This is a genomic window from Oscillospiraceae bacterium, from assembly GCA_022483045.1.
Classification (GTDB): Bacteria; Bacillota; Clostridia; order Oscillospirales; family Acutalibacteraceae; genus Caproicibacterium.
This window is the reverse complement of the sequence record JAKVOA010000001.1, coordinates 724675-742651: the sequence shown is the minus strand read 5'-3', so window position 1 is coordinate 742651 and position 17977 is coordinate 724675. Positions and strand designations below refer to the sequence as shown.

The 17977-nt window shown below is 51.7% G+C and carries 14 protein-coding genes and 2 pseudogenes; 3 read left to right on the top strand and 13 right to left on the bottom strand.

The window, feature by feature from the left end; genetic code table 11:
- Nucleotides 1–50: 50 nt before the first annotated feature.
- From LKE53_03555 to hprK, 6 genes are all read right to left on the bottom strand, one after another.
- The gene (locus LKE53_03555) at nt 51–3545 is read right to left on the bottom strand and encodes a DNA polymerase III subunit alpha (protein MCH3971836.1); all 3495 of its coding nucleotides are present in this window, start codon (nt 3543–3545) and stop codon (nt 51–53) included.
- Between the two features lie 109 nt (nt 3546–3654).
- Nucleotides 3655–4593: a DNA-binding protein WhiA gene (gene whiA, locus LKE53_03550; GenBank protein ID MCH3971835.1), complete on the bottom strand. Its 939-nt coding sequence runs from the start codon at nt 4591–4593 to the stop codon at nt 3655–3657.
- 40 nt (nt 4594–4633) lie between these two features.
- Nucleotides 4634–5491: an RNase adapter RapZ gene (rapZ, locus tag LKE53_03545; GenBank protein MCH3971834.1), complete on the bottom strand. Its 858-nt coding sequence runs from the start codon at nt 5489–5491 to the stop codon at nt 4634–4636.
- A 14-nt stretch (nt 5492–5505) separates the two neighbouring features.
- On the bottom strand, nt 5506–6414 hold the full coding sequence (murB, locus tag LKE53_03540; protein ID MCH3971833.1) for a UDP-N-acetylmuramate dehydrogenase: 909 nt from the start codon (nt 6412–6414) through the stop codon (nt 5506–5508).
- A gap of 34 nt (nt 6415–6448) precedes the next feature.
- Nucleotides 6449–7189, bottom strand: coding sequence for a phosphatase (locus tag LKE53_03535; GenBank protein ID MCH3971832.1), 741 nt, complete (start codon nt 7187–7189; stop codon nt 6449–6451).
- A gap of 87 nt (nt 7190–7276) precedes the next feature.
- The gene (gene hprK, locus LKE53_03530; protein ID MCH3971831.1) at nt 7277–8242 is read right to left on the bottom strand and encodes an HPr(Ser) kinase/phosphatase; all 966 of its coding nucleotides are present in this window, start codon (nt 8240–8242) and stop codon (nt 7277–7279) included.
- A gap of 257 nt (nt 8243–8499) precedes the next feature.
- Between hprK and LKE53_03525 the strand changes: the two genes are divergently transcribed.
- Nucleotides 8500–9663, top strand: a complete 1164-nt coding sequence (locus LKE53_03525; protein MCH3971830.1) for a glycosyltransferase — start codon at nt 8500–8502, stop codon at nt 9661–9663.
- Nucleotides 9664–9913: 250 nt separating this feature from the next.
- On the opposite strand, the gene LKE53_03520 is transcribed toward LKE53_03525, so the two are convergent.
- The 4 genes and pseudogenes from LKE53_03520 to LKE53_03505 all read right to left on the bottom strand — a co-directional run bounded on the left by LKE53_03520 (nt 9914) and on the right by LKE53_03505 (nt 13744).
- Nucleotides 9914–10465 (bottom strand): hypothetical protein, encoded by a 552-nt coding sequence (locus tag LKE53_03520; protein MCH3971829.1) that lies wholly within the window; start codon nt 10463–10465, stop codon nt 9914–9916.
- 508 nt (nt 10466–10973) lie between these two features.
- A pseudogene (locus LKE53_03515) lies at nt 10974–11138 on the bottom strand (DnaJ domain-containing protein).
- On the bottom strand, nt 11139–12026 hold the full coding sequence (locus tag LKE53_03510) for a DUF5685 family protein (GenBank protein ID MCH3971828.1): 888 nt from the start codon (nt 12024–12026) through the stop codon (nt 11139–11141).
- 410 nt (nt 12027–12436) lie between these two features.
- The gene (locus LKE53_03505; protein MCH3971827.1) at nt 12437–13744 is read right to left on the bottom strand and encodes an alpha-amylase family glycosyl hydrolase; all 1308 of its coding nucleotides are present in this window, start codon (nt 13742–13744) and stop codon (nt 12437–12439) included.
- A 206-nt stretch (nt 13745–13950) separates the two neighbouring features.
- On the opposite strand from LKE53_03505, the gene LKE53_03500 reads away from it, so the two are divergent.
- On the top strand, nt 13951–14436 hold the full coding sequence (locus LKE53_03500; GenBank protein MCH3971826.1) for a DUF6323 family protein: 486 nt from the start codon (nt 13951–13953) through the stop codon (nt 14434–14436).
- Nucleotides 14429–15334, top strand: coding sequence for a DUF6179 domain-containing protein (locus tag LKE53_03495; GenBank protein MCH3971825.1), 906 nt, complete (start codon nt 14429–14431; stop codon nt 15332–15334). The genes LKE53_03500 and LKE53_03495 overlap by 8 nt, the downstream gene beginning before the upstream one ends.
- A 49-nt stretch (nt 15335–15383) precedes the next feature.
- Here LKE53_03495 and LKE53_03490 read toward each other — a convergent pair.
- The 3 genes and pseudogenes from LKE53_03490 to LKE53_03480 form a co-directional block, all read right to left on the bottom strand.
- A pseudogene (locus LKE53_03490) lies at nt 15384–16235 on the bottom strand (ferrous iron transporter B).
- A gap of 23 nt (nt 16236–16258) precedes the next feature.
- Nucleotides 16259–17824, bottom strand: a complete 1566-nt coding sequence (locus LKE53_03485) for a recombinase family protein (GenBank protein MCH3971824.1) — start codon at nt 17822–17824, stop codon at nt 16259–16261.
- Nucleotides 17796–17957 (bottom strand): hypothetical protein, encoded by a 162-nt coding sequence (locus LKE53_03480; protein ID MCH3971823.1) that lies wholly within the window; start codon nt 17955–17957, stop codon nt 17796–17798. The genes LKE53_03485 and LKE53_03480 overlap by 29 nt, the downstream gene beginning before the upstream one ends.
- Nucleotides 17958–17977: the final 20 nt, after the last annotated feature.

The following is a 17977-nucleotide window of genomic DNA, read 5'->3' as shown; positions in this document are numbered from 1 at the left end:
AATGCACTACAAGGAAATAATATGGACAATTATATCATACTCATGGAAAATTATTTCACATAAGCGACATTTCCATCACCCAGCACCTGCCGCAGGGCCTGCAGCAAAACTTCGTTTACATCGACCCCCATAGAAGCAGGTGCACGGAAAAACTCTTTTTCTTTTTGAAAGACGACGTACAGCTGTGTGCGGCCGTCAAAGACAGCGAGGTACTTTTTCGCGTGCAGGTAGCCGGTGTCCTCTTTGCTGCTTACCCGCAGGTAAAGACCTGGTTTCACGTGCTTTCCGGCAGGCTGCCCGATTTTGGATACGGACTCCTGCAGCTCTTCTGCCGGGCGAATCTCGTCACACAAAAGCTTTGGGTCCTCGTCCTCACGCACGCTCAGGCGGCCGGTAGCACACAGCACCCGCCCCTCATTGAGTAGTAGGGCAAAGCGCGCCAGTGCCTGCGGGAAAATTAGAATCTCCATACTGCCGTTAAAATCTTCTAATGTGACAAAGGCCATGGTGCTGTTGTTTTTCGTCACTTTGGTTTTAACTGCGGAAACAATCCCTAAAATTGTGATGCGGTCGTTGTCGTGCCAGCGGCTGTCGCCCTGTGTCGAAAAGCATTCCAGTATATCCCCAATTTTCGCGGCGCCAATTTTTTGATAAAGCCCTGCATAGGCTGCCATCGGGTGGCCGGAAAGAAACATGCCGGTCGCTTCTTTTTCCATAGTCAGCTTGTCCTGTGGGCTGTAGTCCGGCATGGCATCAATTTGAAAGGTATCCTCTTCCCCACCGCCCGGCTGGTCGAAAAAGCCGATTTGACCCTCGATATTGCGCCGCTTGTCGCTGCCAAGGGCCTCTAAAATACCCGGAACAGCCGTCATCATTTCGCGGCGGTTGTTGCCCAGGCGGTCCAGTGCACCACAGCGAATCAGGCTTTCCAGTGCGCGGCGGTTCATCTGGTCGAATGTGCGCTTGCAGAAATCATAAAAGGAGCGGAAGTTTCCGGAAGTTTTGCGCTCCTCAAGTACAGAATCGATCAAGCCGCGGCCAAGGTTGCGCACAGCCAGCAGCCCAAAGCGGATATCTTTGCCGACAACGGTAAACTCTGCCGCACTGGAATTGATTTCCGGTGGCAGCACGCGGATATGCAGGCGGCCGCACTCGGCAATATAGGAAGAGAGCTTTGCCGAATTGTCCAGCACGCTTGTCATAAGCGCTGCCATATACTGGCGCGGGTAAAAACACTTTAAGTATGCCGTTTGATACGCCAGGTATGCGTACGCCGCCGCGTGTGATTTATTGAATGCGTACGAAGCAAAATTCTCCATTTCACTGTAAATTTTCAGTGCAGTTGCTTCATCTACACCGTTGCGCAGACAGCCGGGCACTTCCCATGTGCCGTCTTCCCTCTGCAGACCGTGCAGAAAAATTTCTTTTTCGCGCTCCATTACGGCATGCTTTTTCTTGCTCATGGCGCGGCGGACGATATCTGCGCGGCCAAGGCTGTAGCCCGCCAGCGAGCGGAAAATCTGCATGACCTGCTCCTGATAGACAATGCAGCCATAGGTCACCTTTAAAATCGGCTCGAGCAGCGGGTGCGCATAGGTGACAAGTTCGGGATGGTGGCGGTTGCGAATATAGCGTGGGATAGATTCCATAGGACCAGGGCGATAAAGCGAAATAACAGCGATTAAGTCCTCCATTCCCTCTGGGCGCAGCTGCATGATAACGCTGCGCATACCCGCTGACTCAAACTGAAATACGCCATCTGTATTGCCTGCTGTAAGCATTTGATAGACTTCCGGTGCATCCAGTGGAATCTGGGCAACCCGAAAATTCGGCTGCCCGCTCTGAATCATTTCCTCGGCATCGTGAATAACCGAAAGGTTGCGCAGCCCCAGAAAGTCCATTTTTAGCAGGCCGAGTTCTTCCAGTGTCGTCATGGTGTACTGGCAGACAGTCGAGTCGCCGTTTTTCGCAAGCGGTACGTACTCAGCCACTGGTTTGTCGGTAATGACAACCCCCGCCGCGTGGGTGGAAGCATTGCGCGGCATGCCCTCTATTTTTTGTGCCATATCAAACAGGCGGTGCACCTGTGGGTCTTCATCATAGCGGTGCCTGAGTTCCGGCACGGTATCCAGCGCTTTTTGCAGGGTCATGCTCTGACCGGGAGCTGTGGGAATCAGCTTTGCCACGCTGTCAACTGCCGCATAGGGAATGCCCATAACACGGCCAACGTCGCGGATAGAGCCGCGCGCAGCCATAGTGCCAAAAGTGACAATCTGCGCGACGTGGTCCGCACCGTATTTCTGCGTAACATAGTCAATCATTTCCGGACGGCGGTCGTCCGCAAAATCAATATCGAAATCAGGCATACTGACACGCTCTGGATTTAAAAAGCGTTCAAACAGCAGATCATACCGAATGGGGTCAATGCCGGTAATACCGATACAGTAGGCCGCAAGGCTGCCCGCGCCGGAGCCGCGGCCCGGCCCCACCGGAATGCCAACCTCTTTGGCGTGGCGCACAAAATCGTGCACAATGAGATAATAATTGACATACCCCATTTTTTCTATCGTATTCAGCTCGTACTCCAGACGCTGTGTAATTTCCGGCTTAGGGTGTTCCCCATAGTGCTGGTGCAGACCGGCATAGCATTTTTCGCGGAAGTACGCAACATTATCCTGACCATTCGGCGTATCAAAGCGCGGCAGCTTCGTTTTGCCAAACTCAAACGTGACATTGCAGCGCTCTGCAATCTTTACCGTGTTGTCGGCCGCTTCGGGGTGCTGCGGAAACAGTGCGCGCATTTCTTCTTCCGTTTTGTAGTAAAACTCTTTGCTGCCAAAGTCCAGCCCGCCCTCTTCATCAAGCGTATGGTTTGTCTGAATACACAGCAGGACATGGTGCATCTCGCTGTCTTCTTTGCGGATATAATGGCAGTCGTTGGTCACGACCAGCGGAATGCCGGTCTCCTCGGAAAGGCGCAGAATACCCGGATTGACACGTTTTTGCTCCGGCAGGCCGTGGTCCTGCAGTTCAAGGTAAAAATGGTCTTTTCCAAAGATGGATTCATAGCGCAGAGCGGCCTCTTTTGCGCGCGGATAGTCATTTGCAGAAAGGGCACGCGGAATTTCGCCGGCTAAGCAGGCCGACAGAGCGATGATTCCCGTATGATATTTCTGTAAAAGCTCAAAATCAATGCGCGGCTTGCTGTAAAAGCCCTCGGTCCATGCGCGGCTGACTAGCTGAATCAAGTTTTGGTAACCCTCATTGTTTTCACACAGCAGAACCAAATGGCGGTTTTCGCCGTCTAGTTCGCGGGTACGGTCAAAGCGGCTGCGCTGGGCAACATAGACCTCACAGCCGATAATCGGTTTAATGCCGCGGGCTTTTGCCGCTTTGTAAAAATCCACCGCACCATACATGACACCGTGGTCGGTAATGGCGACCGCTTTGTCCCCGCGAGCTTTTGCCGTATCCAGCAGCTGCTCAATACGGCAGGCGCCATCTAGCAGGCTGTATTCTGTATGAAGATGCAGGTGAACAAACATATATGATCTCTCCTCTTGTCGGCCAAAACGATCTGTTTTTTATCCCCGCGCCAAAACAAAAAAATGCCGCCAAAACCGGCAAACAGGCTTCGCAGAATCCGGCGGCGGTTTATTTTTTTCTGCGTTCTCTGCAGATTTTTTCGGAAAGTTCCGTAATACGCTGCAGCCGGTGGTTTACCCCGGAACGGGAAAGCGGCGGCAAAAGCTTTTCTCCCAGCTCCCGCAGGGAAAGCTCCGGGTTCTGCCAGCGCAAGCGGGCAAGCTCCCGCAGGTCAGCCGGCAGAGCCTCAAGGCCCGCGCCACAGTCTTGCAGCTGCTGCAGGGCATAAATTTGGCGTGCTGCGGCAGAAGCAGTTTTATCCAAATTTGCTGTTTCAAAATTGGTGCGGCGATTGACGTGGTTTCGCACTTCGCGCAGCATTTTGATTTGCATAAACTGCATGGCGGCATGCGGCGCACCTATTAGTGTGAGCAGGTCGGCAATTTTTTCACTGCTTTTCAGGTAGACAACATATGTCCCCTGCCGCTGTGAAACACCCGGTTGCAGCGCCATGGGCAGCTCGCCGAGCAAGGCCGTCATATCGCGCGAAAGGTGCATGTGAGGGACTTTGAATTCCAGCCGGTAATCTTTTTCCGGATTCATCACCATCCCGCAGGAAAGAAATGCACCGCGCAGAAAAGCCGCCGTGCAGCACTCGTTTTCCAGATTCGCACGATTGAGGCGCAAAGGGACCTCTTTCCCTGTATGGCCGAAAAAATCCAACACACGCAGGCGGTCGCGCTCGTCCTCTACCGAAACGACACTTGCCGCATGAGAAACGCGGCGCAGCACCGTACGAATGGAAATAATGGCGCCGGTCATTTCTGCTGTCAGCTGTGCAGCGCGGTTTGCTGCCGCTGCACTTTCTGTTGTGAAAGAAATGTCTACTAAGCGAAAGGAATGCCCAAAGAGCAACATTCCATAGCATTCTGCTTTTTCACAGCAGGGCCGCTGTGCTTTCTTTTTCCCTTTGCAAAGCTCTTTTTTCACGTCTGAAGAAAAAGACATTCCGAAATCACTTCCCATTTTCACAGGCTGCAGGCTGGACTCAGTTCTTTTGAATATCCCGATGGTTTACACTGGCGCGGAAGCCCTTTTCCACCAAATGCTCGTAGAGCAGCTGCGCAATGGTGACAGAGCGGTGGTGCCCGCCTGTGCACCCGATGGCGATAACCAGCTGACTTTTTCCCTCGTCACAGTAAAGCGGAATCATATAATCAATCAAGTCAAACAGACGGCTGATAAAGCCTTTTGTTTGGTCCCATTTCAGCACATAATCGCGTACTGGGGCATCCAGTCCGGTCTTATGACGCAGTTCCTCTACATAATAGGGGTTCGGCAGACAGCGTACATCAAACACAAGGTCGGCCTCTGTTGCCATGCCAAATTTGAAACCGAAAGACATACAGTGAATCTGCAATGCCGAGGTCGCGTCGCCTAAGAAAAGACTGGAAATCCGCTCTTTAAGCTGTGCCGGTGATAAAAGCGAAGTATCAATGATATAGTCGGCCAGTTCCCGCACAGGGCGCAGAATCTCGCGCTCCAGTTTGACAGCCTGGTCAAGGCTGGTTGTGTCCTCTGACAGCGGGTGCTTACGGCGGGTTTCTTTAAAGCGGTTGATAAGCACTGTATCGCTCGCATCTAAGAAAAGAATTTTGTAGGTCTTGTGCTCTAAGCGAAGGCCCTCAAGTGTTTCAAACAAACTGGAAAACATGCCGCCGCCGCGGATATCTGTAACAACAGCCACGTGGGAAAGGGAATCTTTGGCCTGCATACACAGGTCGTAGACAGCCGGAATCAGCTTGGGCGGGATATTGTCCATGCAGTAAAAGCCAATGTCCTCCATTGCATGGACTGCACGGGATTTGCCCGCGCCGGACAATCCGGTAACAATGATAAAATCCATTTACAGACACTTCCTTATGAGATAAACCGCACTTCACACTCCAGCGAAACACCGCTCTTTTTCAGTACCGTTTCCTGTATTTTTTCAATCAGCGCTTTTACATCGCTGCAGGTAGCACCACCGTTGTTGACAATAAAGCCGGCATGCTTTTCGCTGACCATTGCCCCGCCTACTTTTTCGCCTTTCAGGCCGGCTTCTTCGATTAAAGCGCCAGCATAGGCGCCGTCGGGCCGCTTAAAAATGCTGCCCGCACTGGGCTGCTCAAGCGGCTGCTTTTCTTTGCGGCGGCTGAAGTAGTCATCCATCTGCATGGAAATCTGTTCTTTATTACCCGGCTCCAACCGTACGACAATAGAGGTAATAATGCAGTTATTTTTCAGGTAGGCGCTCTTGCGGTAATCCATTTCCATCTCCGGCCCCAGCAGGGAATCTGTGCGGCCGGTAGTGGTGACATGGGTGGTAGAAACCAAAATATCGCTGAACTGCCCCTCGTAGGCGCCGGCATTCATAAAGGCCGCACCGCCAACGCTGCCCGGAATGCCCCAGGCAAACTCAGCGCCGCTCAAGCTGTTGCGCTGCGCAAACTTGCACAGAGCCGCCAAAGTTGCACCCGAGCCGCAGCAGATTGTAGTTGGGTCAGAGAGTGTGATGCGGCGGAAATCGCCGGTAAGCGAAAGCACCGCGCCTCGAATACCCTCATCGCTGACCACCACATTGCTGCCATTGCCAAGCGTCAGCAGGGGCACATTCAGTGAGGCGGCCATGCGCACAATATCCTTCAGTGCAATAATATCTTTTACCGCAATATAAAGATCCGCCGGACCGCCGATTTGAAAGGTCGTGTGGCGGCTCATAGGCTCATCTTTCAGTACCAAGCAGCCGGCATTTTCCGCCGTTTTTTTCAGAGCCTCTAATTTTTCCATCAGATGATCCTCCTAAATATAAATCCGAATATGATTATGAAATAAAGCTGCCAAACACACCGGTGTGCTTTGCAAGGTATGCTTTCAGCCGCTCTGTGCTGGCGTTTACGACCAGCTCTTCCGGAAAGTCCAGTTCCTGCAGCAGCTGCAGCGAGCGGGGGCAGTCGCCAATCAGCGCAGAAAAGTGGGCGTCGCTGTCAACAACAACCGGTACACGGTACTTTTTACACAGCGCCGCAATTTTGCGGCAGTTTGGGATAGAATCTGGGCGACTGCGAAACGTACCCTCGTTGATTTCGACCAGCTTGCCCGCTGCGCCAAACTGTGGAATTACCCGCTCGTAATCGAACGGATACCGGCGCAGGCCGCAGTGGCCAATTACATTGATGCGTGGATTTCTGCAGATCTGCTCCCACAGATGCGTTACTTTTTCAGGCGTAGGTTCATCGTCCTTAGGCATGCAGACGCCGTGAATGGAGGCAATCAGCCAGTCTAGGTCATGGATGCAGTCGGCCTGCTGATCAACGTTTCCCTCATAGTCTATAATATTCGTTTCCTGCCCACGCAAGACCATGACGCCATCGATATAGCGCGGCAGCATAGATAAATTTTGAAAATACCATCTGCCGGGCGCGCCGGGCATGGTGACCCCATGGTCGGTAATAGCAACCGCCGCAAGGCCCTGCTTTGCTGCAGCGGCCACGTTTTCCTGCAGTGTACTGTACGCGTGCGTAGAAGCGATCGTGTGCGTGTGCAAATCGGCAATCAGCCTCATAAACAAGTTTCCTCCATATCCCCTGATTTAAAAAAGCCTGTAAAAGAATTTGCTGTACCTCAGCGGTTCCGCAGACCGCGGCGGCTTTTAAACATTGAGTTCCATTTTGGTTTCCTGCTGTTTCACCATAGAAAGGTCCATGCCAAGGCCCTGCAGGAGCTCCTCGGCCGCATTGTAGCCCATCTTTTTCTGGCGGTTGTTCATTGCGGCAACTTCAATAATGACCGCAAGGTTGCGCCCAGGCTTTACTGGAATGGTCAGCACCGGGACCTTAATGCCAAGCAGCTCCGTATACTCACTGTCAATGCCCATACGGTCATAGACTTTGTGGCCGTCCCACTGTTCCATATTGATAATCAAATCGATTTTTTCAGAAACCTTGACTGCGCCAATACCGAAAATGCGGCGGGCGTTGATAATGCCGATGCCGCGCAGCTCGATAAAGTGACGGATATTCGCGGGGGCCTGGCCTACCAGCGTCTTTGCAGAAACGCGGCGGATTTCAACTGCATCGTCTGCAATCAGGCGGTGGCCGCGCTTAATCAGCTCAATAGCGGTTTCGCTTTTGCCGACGCCGCTGTCGCCGACAATCAGCACGCCCTCGCCGTAGACCTCCACCAAAACGCCGTGCCGGGTAATACGCGGCGCCAGCTCTACATTCATGTAGGCTACCAAGGAAGCAACCAGACTGCTGGTAGTCTCGGTCGTGGCAAGCACCGGCACCTCATACTTGCGGGTTGCGTCCAACAGCTCGGGCACCGGGTCCAATCCGCGGGCAATAATGACCGCCGGCGGCTTTTTGCAAAAAAGCCCGTCTAGTACTTTTGTGCGGTACTCTGGCGGTCTGTCCTTTAAAAAAGCGGTTTCAGCATTGCCTAAAATAACAATGCGGGAAGAATCATAATAATCATAAAATCCGTTTAGTTCCAGACCGGGGCGGTTGACATCCGTGGAAGTGATCAGCACTTTCTGTGGATCACCGGGCATATAAACGGTCTTCAGAGAAAGTTCTTTTATTACTTTGTCCAAGGATACACTGAATTTTGTAGCCATAAAACAACACCTGCTCTTTCCCTATACTGTGCAGAAGCTTTGAATATTTATCTTCTATTATATCCTATGGCAGGAAAAGTTTAAAGACCAAATACGTCAAAAGATAAATTTATCCTTTTCGATTCAGCTTGAACCGAGCGGATTCTGTGCTATAATGTATATGATTCTGATTTCATCCGGAGAGAATTTACCAGAAAAAGAGTTGCCTGTAGGGCCCTGCGCGTCTGCCGGACTGAAAATCATACCGGAGGTTATTTATGAAAATCGCCTTATTTTCGGGTGCCGGCACTGTAAGAAGCGCCGCCGCCACATATACCGCTGTACTAAAAAGCGGGCTGGAAAAATCCGGTCATCAGGTTGTGTTGGCCACGGCAGATCCGTCTGTAGATGACTGTTTTTCGCAGGATGGCAGCATATACTGCCCAGCAAAAGTAACACCCAGCCTTTACGGAATGTCAGTGCGGGTCAGCCTTTTGGGCCCAATGGAAAATATGCTGAATAAATTCCGCCCAGATGTTGTACATGTTGTCACACTGGACGAAATGGGTCTGGCAGGCTTAAAGTACGCTCAGCGCCGCCATCTGCCCCTGGTTACAACCGTTCACAACCTGCACGACGCTATGGAGGGCTATGGCACAAACAAAGCCTATGACAACCTGGCAAAGATGAAAGTACGCAGCACCGTACGCAAAATTCTTACTGAAAGCGATGTTGTCTGCTCCCCCTCGGCACAGACGCAAAGCCTGCTGGAGGAATTGGATATTCACTGCAAAGTGCAGCGCTCGCCTTTTTGCATTAACCTTTCTAATTTTCGTCCAACGAATGCTTCTGATGTCTTTAAAAAGCGTCTGGGCATTCAGCCTGGCACGACCTGCTTTGCTTTTGCCGGCCGTCTGCTGGACGACTGCGGACTGGACACCCTGCTGGATCTGTGGAAATCTGCCGCGGGAAGCGACCCCTCCCTGCAGCTGCTGGTTGTCGGCAGCGGACCGGAAGCGGCACGCTTCGGGGAACAGGCAAAAGACCTTGCACTGGACAATCAAGTCACTTTTGTTGGTGAACTTTCACAGCACGACTTGAATGACTGTTTCGCCTGCTGCCGCGCTTTTGTAAGCGGCAGTGTTTCGCCCGCTGTAAAAGCCTCTCCATTAGAGGCACAAGCCGCCGGCCTGCCGGTTATTTTAAGCCAAAGCTGCGCAAACTCTGAATTTGTACGGGATGGTGTAAACGGCTTTACGTATGATTCCCCAGAGCGTTTCAGCGAAGTGCTACACTTGCTGGCACAGCTAGACGGTGAGGGGGAAGTTCTGCTGCGGCAGCTGGTCAGCAAAAGCGCAATTAATCTATCAGATAAAAACCTAGCTATGATTATGGCAGATACTTATGCGTCGGCGAAACGCAAATTCTCACATAAAAGCTAAAGATGCCGCAATATGGCATAAAACAAATGGCAGGCACCGCTTTTGCGGCGGCCTGTTTTTTAATGCAGGCGTAGCACATTCTGCAGCTTTACCTGCAATACTATCACTTGCCTTTGTTCTCGGCGCAGGGCGCACCACGTTCTTAAACGTCAGCAAGGCGCAAATTTTCACATAAAAGCTAAAAAAGCCGCAGAACAAACGCCTGCGGCAGAATTCTTTATTTTATTATATTACATTGAAATCTAAAAATTTAAAAATTACCATGCAGCCATCTGCGGATATATTGGTGTAGACGGCAGAAATAAAACGAAGCCACGCCGCCGGCCGCATAGTCGTAAAGAAGAAAGACGAAGTTTGCCAAAAGCAAAAGCACGCCGGGCAAATAAATGCCACCAATTGTAAAAGCCGCCCGCGGAACACTTAAAAGGTAAATACTGATAAAGAATGACACCACAGCCGCTGCATTAAATAAGAGCAGCTTCAGCAAAAGGCAGACCCAGCGTTTGGAAAAGCGTTTTTCAATCACTGCTTTTACGATTGGGTAATACCCGAAAAAGAAGATATACAGCACCGCGGCATCTTTATCCGGCCCCAAGAGCGCCCCTAATATTGCAGAGGCGATATAGACCGGCCATGCCCACGTGGTGCCGAGCTCGATAACCGCGGGAATCAGCACCAGGCCGGCAAGCGCGGGCATGGCATACGTCATCACCGGAATAATGCCGCCAAGGCAGATAAACACCAGTGCCAGCGCTGTTAAAATGCCGCAGAACGCGACTTTCAGCGTATGCCCTCTTTTCAAAGATACAGCCCCCTCATCTGCAGCCAATACAGGGAATCAGATTTCCCCCAAAACACTCACAGCACGCATCTGCACAGACCAAGTCGCCACAGCACCCACAGGCCTGATTCATATCGGAGTTACGGTTTTGCTGCGACATCGGGTTATAGCCGCCGTAATAACCGCGGTACTGGCCGGTGATTTGATCCATGGCTGTGCGGTATTCGCTGTTGCCTGGGTCAATCTGGCAGGCGCGCGAAATATAGTTGGTGGCCTGCTCCAGCTGACCGCGGTTATAAAGGACCGTGCCTTTTAAGAAATACCACTCTGCATTGCGGCCCTCTGCCGGGACGCCGTCAAGAATCTGCTCAGCATCTGCCGTGCGGCCATTGCGAATAAACGTACGCACATCGGAAAAACTGGACGGCGCGCTCTGGCGCGCTTCAGCATAGCCGTAAGCACGCTGATAGGGATTACCACCAAAAGGCCCCTGCTGTGCCTGCTGCTTGCGCTGGCTGACAATGGCATCATACGCTTCATTTATCTCTTTCATCTTTTCGCTGGCAAGGTCTGCAAGCGGGCTGTTGGCATAGTTATCCGGATGATATTTTTTGGCAAGTTTATGATAGGCCGCTTTTACTTCTTCATCTGTTGCGTTTGGCGAGACGCCAATGACCTGATACGGATCTGACATCTATTCTTTCTCCTTTTGTTTAAAGAGCAGCTGTTTTTGCATCTGCGGCAGTCCCTGTTCCACAATATTACGCAGAATAGAGGCAAAACGATTGAGCGGCAATAGATTGAATGCCGCGTACAAACGCGACATCGTCAAATTGAGAGAAGCATTTGCTTTTTCTCTGACCTTTTGCAGCTCTTCCTCTGTGCTGTCGGGGGTAACACCGTACTGAAAAACGAACCAATTAAAGTCACCGCTTTTTGCATCTTTCTGCAAATCATCAGCCGCGTCCATCAAATAAATCCAGCGGCCGAGAAAAAAGCCCGTCTCCTGCATTATGCGCTGCTGCGCGGGCATTTTCTTCTGCACAGCATGCGACAAAATCTGCGAAAGCATTTCCGCGGTGGGCTGTGCGCAGGCATCCAGCCCGGCCTGCGGCTGCTTTTCCGCAGCGGACTGCTGCTGCATACAGGAACGCACCGCCTGCTCCATCCACGGGTAATTCTTTGCGGCTTTGCGGTAGCTGTGGTGCAGAAGCGGCAGCAAAAACACGGCGCGCAGGCGGGCAGCTCTGCCCCGGTCGCGGCGGTCATCACGCAGCTTTTGCACTGAAAGCAGCACACACAGCGCGGCGGCCTGCTGCAAAGGCTCCTCGGCCCCGGTACAGTACACGCATTTTTTCAGCGGATAAACAACACAGCGGCCTTTTTGAAACCCAGGGCAGCAGTCTTTTTGCAAAGACAGCAACAGCAGCGCATAAAAAGTGCTGTCATAGCTTAAAAGGATACGGGAAAAGAAGCCATACTGCTGGCCCAAAGCCTTGCAGATACCGCAGTAAACTGCATGGTACGTCTCGTATTCCCGCACCAGCAGCTCAGGCTTTTGCGGCCTGATATAACCAAACAAACATATCCGTCCCTTTTTATTTTTTAATTTCTGACTTTTTTATTTTACTATACAACCCGTAAGCATTTAATGAATAATTTATGAACAATAGGTAGAAAATCTAAAAACAATCTGTATCTAAGGGTATTTGCCTGCTGGAAGGGGCACATTTTCCGTGTTTATGCCACTAATATGGCTTTTTTGGCAAATAGATATCCTACTCAAAAAATTCCTACAGTCTCCCTTTTTCGAGAAGAAAAAGCAGCCGGCCGCTGTAAAATCTGCCGCCGGAAAGAAGCACCTGCAGAAAAATTTTTACCATAACTTGTACAGAATTTTAAACATACAAAAGGCCCCTGCAGAGACGGGTTTTCTGCAGGGGCTTGCTTTATTTTAATTCGTTAGTGAAAAACCTGCCGTGCTTCGTTCCTTTAAAAAATCTGCCAGAAAGCCGCAAAGTAGGGAGGCAGTTCTGTGCCGCCGCCAAAGTCGTGCACTTTCCCTGTGATAAGGTCGCGTGCACGGCCCGCGCCGGCGTTAAAATCGACATGGACTGGCGCGTCCCCGGCGTTAATTGCGACAAGCACGCGGTCTGTTTCGGTCTTTCTCTCAAAAATGCAGTAACTATTTTGCAGGACAAGGCTTTGGAAGCTGCCATTTCTCAGCGCGTCACTCTGCAGATGCGCATGCGCACAGGCAGAAATCCAGCGGGTCAGGTCTGTTTCCTGCGGCGCGTCAAAGCAGGCACGCAGAGCCGGATCGCCATCTTCTTTGCGGCCGGCTGCACCCCACTCGCTGCCATAATAAATGCACGGAATGCCCGGCATACCAAACAGCAGTGCATACATCAGCGGCAGATGCCTGGGGTTGCTGATAATTGAAGCCGCACGGGTCACGTCATGGTTGTCAACAAAGGAAAGCAAGTGCATACCGCGGTAAAGAGCCCACTCTTCCGGGCCGAACTGCCGCAACAGCGAATGCACAATTTCAAACAGATTCAGTGTATTGAAACTGGAGTACAAGCCTTTGTAACACTCGTAATTCGTGACACTGTTGCACATCTGGTCATTCATGGTCTGGCGGTAATCGCCGCCCAGAACCTCGCCGAGCAGGAAGAACTCCGGCTTACAGCTGTCGGCAAAGGCGCGCAGCTGCTTTAAAAAGCCGCGGTCCAGCAAATAGGCGACATCCAGCCGCAGGCCGTCAATCCCGAATTCATCTATCCAGCCTTTAATACAGGCAAACAAGTGCTGCACGACCGCCGGATTCTGCAGGTTGAGTTTGACAAGCTCATAGTGGCCCTCCCAGCCCTCATACCACAGGCCGTCGTTGTAATTGTCATTGCCGCCGAAATTGATGTAAAACCAATCTTTATACGGCGAATTTTCTCGATTTTTCAGCACATCCTGAAAAGCCCAGAAGCCGCGCCCGACGTGGTTGAAAACGCCGTCCAGCACAACACGGATACCCGCCTGATGCAGGGCCTTGCAGACAGCGGAAAAAGCTTCGTTGGTGCCCAGCCGGCAGTCGATTGTGCGGTAGTCACGTGTGTCGTAGCCGTGCGCATCGCTTTCAAAAACGGGGCCAAAATAAACGGCAGTGCAGCCCAGCTTTTGAATATGTGGAATCCACTCTGTCACTTTGTCGATCCGGTTGACGGTTTCGCCGTCATTTTGCAGCGGGGCACCGCAAAAGCCCAGCGGATAGATCTGATAAAATACAGCATCATAAGCCCACATAGGTAAATCTCCCTCCTGCCCGCACAAATTTTTGGCGGGCACCGCAGTTTCTGAAAAAGCCGGTGAAATGACAAAAAGGAAAGATTTCCGGTACATTCCGAAAGAATCTTTCCTTTTAGCAAATTTATATTACCACAAATCCGGATAAAATTCAAGTCTTGCACTGCACGTCCATTTGGTGTATGAAATATACAGGGGGAATTTGTATGCAGAATCAATTTTCACTGGAGCAGATACAAAAGACAAAAACAGAGCAGGAACTGGCGCAGTGCAACGACGTAACCAGAATGTTCGGCTTATCCCTGTCTGCCGGACAGATACAGGTGCTTGCACAAAAGCGCTTTCAGTCTTTAAAAGATACAGACCGGGTAGAATTTGGTGAGGGCGTGCTGAAAAAGCTGGTCTACGCTTTCTGCGACTCACCATATCTTTCACAGGACAGCTATGCACAAGCCCTGGCCGACCTGCAGGATTTATTTTATTCCTTGAAAAATGCCTGTGCAGACAGGCTATCTGACGACGAGCTGATTGAAAAAATGGCCTCTGTCTTTAATGGCAGGGCACGCGGCTCTTTACAGTACCTGACTGACCTGCTGCTGGAAGAACTAAACGCGGCAGAAGGCCAGGGAGAACCCACCAAGCAGCAGATTCTTGAAATGCTCGCAAAGGAAGAGGGCAAGACCAATGAATGAACAGAAAAAAATACAGAAGCAGGAAAGCCCCTTTTCACAGGATGACCTGCTGGACCTGCAGCTGCGCCTGTGTCAGCTTGCGGCAAAGCGCACCTCCTTTTATACAACCGGAGACAGCAGTTCAGTACCAAAAGAAACCGCGCAGGAACTGCTTGCTTCCATTTTGTATACTCTGCAGTTAAGCCCTAACAGCTCACCGGCAGACCTTGCCCGCTTTCGCGGCATCGACCTGGAGAAAGCCTTTGAGGCCGGCATCAAAACGATTGAGCACAAAATTGCCCGCGCAAAGCGCCTGTGGCAGACCATGTGCTGCAGACAAGTCAAAATTGAAAATCAGTCTTTAAGCGATACCTTAAAAAGTATTGGCAAAGGCTTTGGGCAGTACGATTACCGTTTTTTTGCCCACCGCTTTCCTTGCAGCATTGACTACCAGCTGTGCCATCCGGTGGCAGAAAGCTGCCTTGGCATTGACTACATTCTCAGCTACCTGCGGCGTCTGCTGACGGAAAACGACCTGCTGCGGCGCTTTGACACAACTCGCTGCATCTGTCTTTTACGGAGCGCCAGTCCTGACTACCGGGGGCTGCTGGTCAATCTCTATGAGCCGGTTGCAACCAATGCCCTCGGTCTTGCGCTGCTGGGAAAAGACATTTCGGTGCTAAACTGCCCTGCAGAGGCAGAAACACAAATTCGTGCCCTGCTCGCAGGGCGCTCGAAGCACGAACGCTTTTTTGCCCTGCAGGGCGCTGCTGACGAAGTCTGTGCACAGCTTGGTATACAGAGCAAAACCTCTGCCGCCTATTTAAAAGCACTTGCCCAAAGCCTTTGCCCTCGCATAAATGCGCTATTAAAAGCCGGCAGCCTGAGCGGCATTTTTCTCTCTTTTTCCATACAATAAAGAAGGCCTCATCCGCCCGCACAAGCTGCGAAAAACGGATGAGGTTTTTTTAAATAAGGCCAAATGCCCGAACGCCGTTTGCAAGCAGCGCGCACAGCCCAAGGCCACAGGCTGTCGGTAAAAGAGCCGCCAATACCGTCCACTTCCAAGAACCGCTTTCTTTGCGAATCGTGAGCATCGTGGTCGCACAGGGCCAATGCATTAGGGAAAACAGCACGACGCACACCGCTGTGACCCAGGTCCAGCCATGACTGACCAGCAGCGTCTGCAGCGTGGCATAGCTGCCGGCATCTGTCAGCTGCCCCATGCCGAGGTACCCCATCAGCATAATCGGCACTACAATTTCATTTGCAGGGAAACCCAGAATAAACGCGAGCAAAATCACGCCGTCCATTCCAAAAAAGCGGCCAACCGGGTCCAGCGCACCCGCACAGATAGAAAGAAGCGTCTGCTGCCCGATTTGCAAATTTGCCAAAAGCCATAAGAAAAGCCCGGCCGGTGCCGCCACTGAGACTGCGCGCCCCAAAACGAATACCGTACGGTCCAGTAAAGAGCGAACGAGCACCCGACCCACCTGCGGTTTCCGGTAAGGCGGCAATTCCAGCGTAAATGAGGATGGTACACCTTTTAATACCGTAGCGGAAAGGAAGCGCGAAACCAAGAATGTGGCTGCAACCCCTAGGACGACCGTTGCAAGCAGAATCAGTGCTGCAGCGGAGGTTTGCAGCAGCCCGCTCATGCCGCTGACAAAAAAGATGGAAATAATGGCGATGAGCGTGGGAAAGCGGCCGTTACAGGGAACGAAGTTGTTGGTCAGCATGGCAATCAGCCGCTCGCGCGGGGAATCAATAATGCGGCAGCCAGTTACGCCGGCCGCATTGCAGCCAAATCCCATGCACATCCTTGCGAAATTTACGCTGATTTTTAAGGCTGCGGCTTTGCAAAAGGATAGTAAATTGTAATAGAAAAAATGTGCCTGCCGTCTGCACTTTTCCGGCTTTGCCCAACCGTAATTTTATCGATAAAAAAGCAGAGGATCTGTGGCGTCAGGGTTTGCAGGCTGGCAAGTTGCAACAGCTTTTTTATTTTAGTATCCAAATTTTCATTTGCCATGTCATCATTTCGCCCGCGGCAAAACTGCGCTTCTGCCAGCAGCGCTTTCTGTTTGCCTTCATAAAAGGACAGCAGTTTTTGAAACTGATCCGGTGTTAAAAGGCCGCTGACGCGGTCTTCGTATAGGCTGCGAATAATCTGCTCTATTTTTTCTCTGTGTTTGTCAAAGGCAGCCATTTTGTGTGGCTGCTTATTTTCTGTTTTCACAAAAGCAGCCTGCAGCGCCTCACAGCGCTCCCGCTGTTTTTGCGGACTGCAGGCAAGCTGTGCACGCAAATCCTGTAAAACAATTTGGTACAAAAAGTCATAAGAAATGGAGTGACTGGAACAGGCTTTTTTTCCGTAAAGCTTATAGCCGCCGCAGACAAGGCGCTCTTTTCCCCTGCCGCCCGTGCCCGCTGAAGAAAGGTTTCGCCCACAGTCCGCGCACTTTGCGATTCCTGCAAAGATATTGGAAAAGTCACTCGCCGGCCGCCGGGGCACTGCACGTTTCTGCACCAAAGCAAACTCGGCCTGCGGTACCAAAGGCGCATGTGCATTGCGTACGAAAGACCACTTTTCCTGTGGATTTTTTAAAATCAGGCTGCTCTTAAACGACAGTTTTGTCGTTTTTCCCTGTGCCAAGTGGCCCAGATACACGACATTGTGCAGCATTTTACAGATAGTGGAAGCGCCCCACTCGCCGGCAGTTGGCATCTGCTCTTTCTGCTGTGCACGGTAGGCTGCCGGCGGCAGAATTTTCTGCCGATTAAGTGCCGCCGCAATTTGAGACGGCCGCATTCCCTTTGCTGCCATGTGAAAAATCTGCTGTACGACCGGTGCCGCGCCGGGGTCCGGCATCAAATGTCCTTTTTGCTGCGGGTCTTTTCGGTAGCCATAGGGCGCAGAATTGCCGATAAAAACACCCGCTTCCATGCGGGTGTGCAGTGCGCCGCGGATCTTTTGCGAAATATCACGGGCATACAATTCATTCATTACATTTTTAAAAGGTAAAAGATCGGCAAACGGGCTGGCCGAATCGTACCCGTCGTTGACAGCTATGCAGCGCACACCATGCGCCGGGAAAAAGAGTTCCGTGTACTGTCCGGCCATAATATAGTCGCGGCCAATACGCGAAAGGTCCTTTGCCAAGACCACATTGACTTGCCCCTTTTCGATGTCGGCAATCATGCGCTGCCACGCGGGGCGGTCAAAATTTGTGCCACTGTAGCCATCGTCAATATACTCATCATATATCGAGAAGCCGTGTTTCTGCGCGTAGCCGCGCAGCATGCCGCGCTGGGTGGAAATGCTGGCGCTTTCCCCTGTGCCGTCCTCGCGGGAAAGGCGCATGTACAAAGCCGCCCGGTCACCGGCTGGCTGCATCTGCTGCGGCATAGTTTTCCACCCCCTCCCCACTCTGCTGCAGAAACTGCAGCAACAGGGTATCTGCAGAAGCTTTGTCCTCATAGATGCGCACAACCTCTGCCGCGGCCGTCTGATTCTGGTACGCGGCTGCTTCTTTTTGCATACAATCACCCCCGAAAAATT

Coding starts and splice junctions, on each gene's coding strand:
- LKE53_03555 (MCH3971836.1), bottom strand. CDS start 3,545: ATGTTTGTTCACCTGCATCTTCATACAGAATACAGCCTGCTAGATGGC.
- whiA (MCH3971835.1), bottom strand. CDS start 4,593: ATGTCTTTTTCTTCAGACGTGAAAAAAGAGCTTTGCAAAGGGAAAAAG.
- rapZ (MCH3971834.1), bottom strand. CDS start 5,491: ATGGATTTTATCATTGTTACCGGATTGTCCGGCGCGGGCAAATCCCGT.
- murB (MCH3971833.1), bottom strand. CDS start 6,414: ATGGAAAAATTAGAGGCTCTGAAAAAAACGGCGGAAAATGCCGGCTGC.
- LKE53_03535 (MCH3971832.1), bottom strand. CDS start 7,189: ATGAGGCTGATTGCCGATTTGCACACGCACACGATCGCTTCTACGCAC.
- hprK (MCH3971831.1), bottom strand. CDS start 8,242: ATGGCTACAAAATTCAGTGTATCCTTGGACAAAGTAATAAAAGAACTT.
- LKE53_03525 (MCH3971830.1), top strand. CDS start 8,500: ATGAAAATCGCCTTATTTTCGGGTGCCGGCACTGTAAGAAGCGCCGCC.
- LKE53_03505 (MCH3971827.1), bottom strand. CDS start 13,744: ATGTGGGCTTATGATGCTGTATTTTATCAGATCTATCCGCTGGGCTTT.
- LKE53_03500 (MCH3971826.1), top strand. CDS start 13,951: ATGCAGAATCAATTTTCACTGGAGCAGATACAAAAGACAAAAACAGAG.
- LKE53_03495 (MCH3971825.1), top strand. CDS start 14,429: ATGAATGAACAGAAAAAAATACAGAAGCAGGAAAGCCCCTTTTCACAG.
- LKE53_03485 (MCH3971824.1), bottom strand. CDS start 17,824: ATGCCGCAGCAGATGCAGCCAGCCGGTGACCGGGCGGCTTTGTACATG.
- LKE53_03480 (MCH3971823.1), bottom strand. CDS start 17,957: ATGCAAAAAGAAGCAGCCGCGTACCAGAATCAGACGGCCGCGGCAGAG.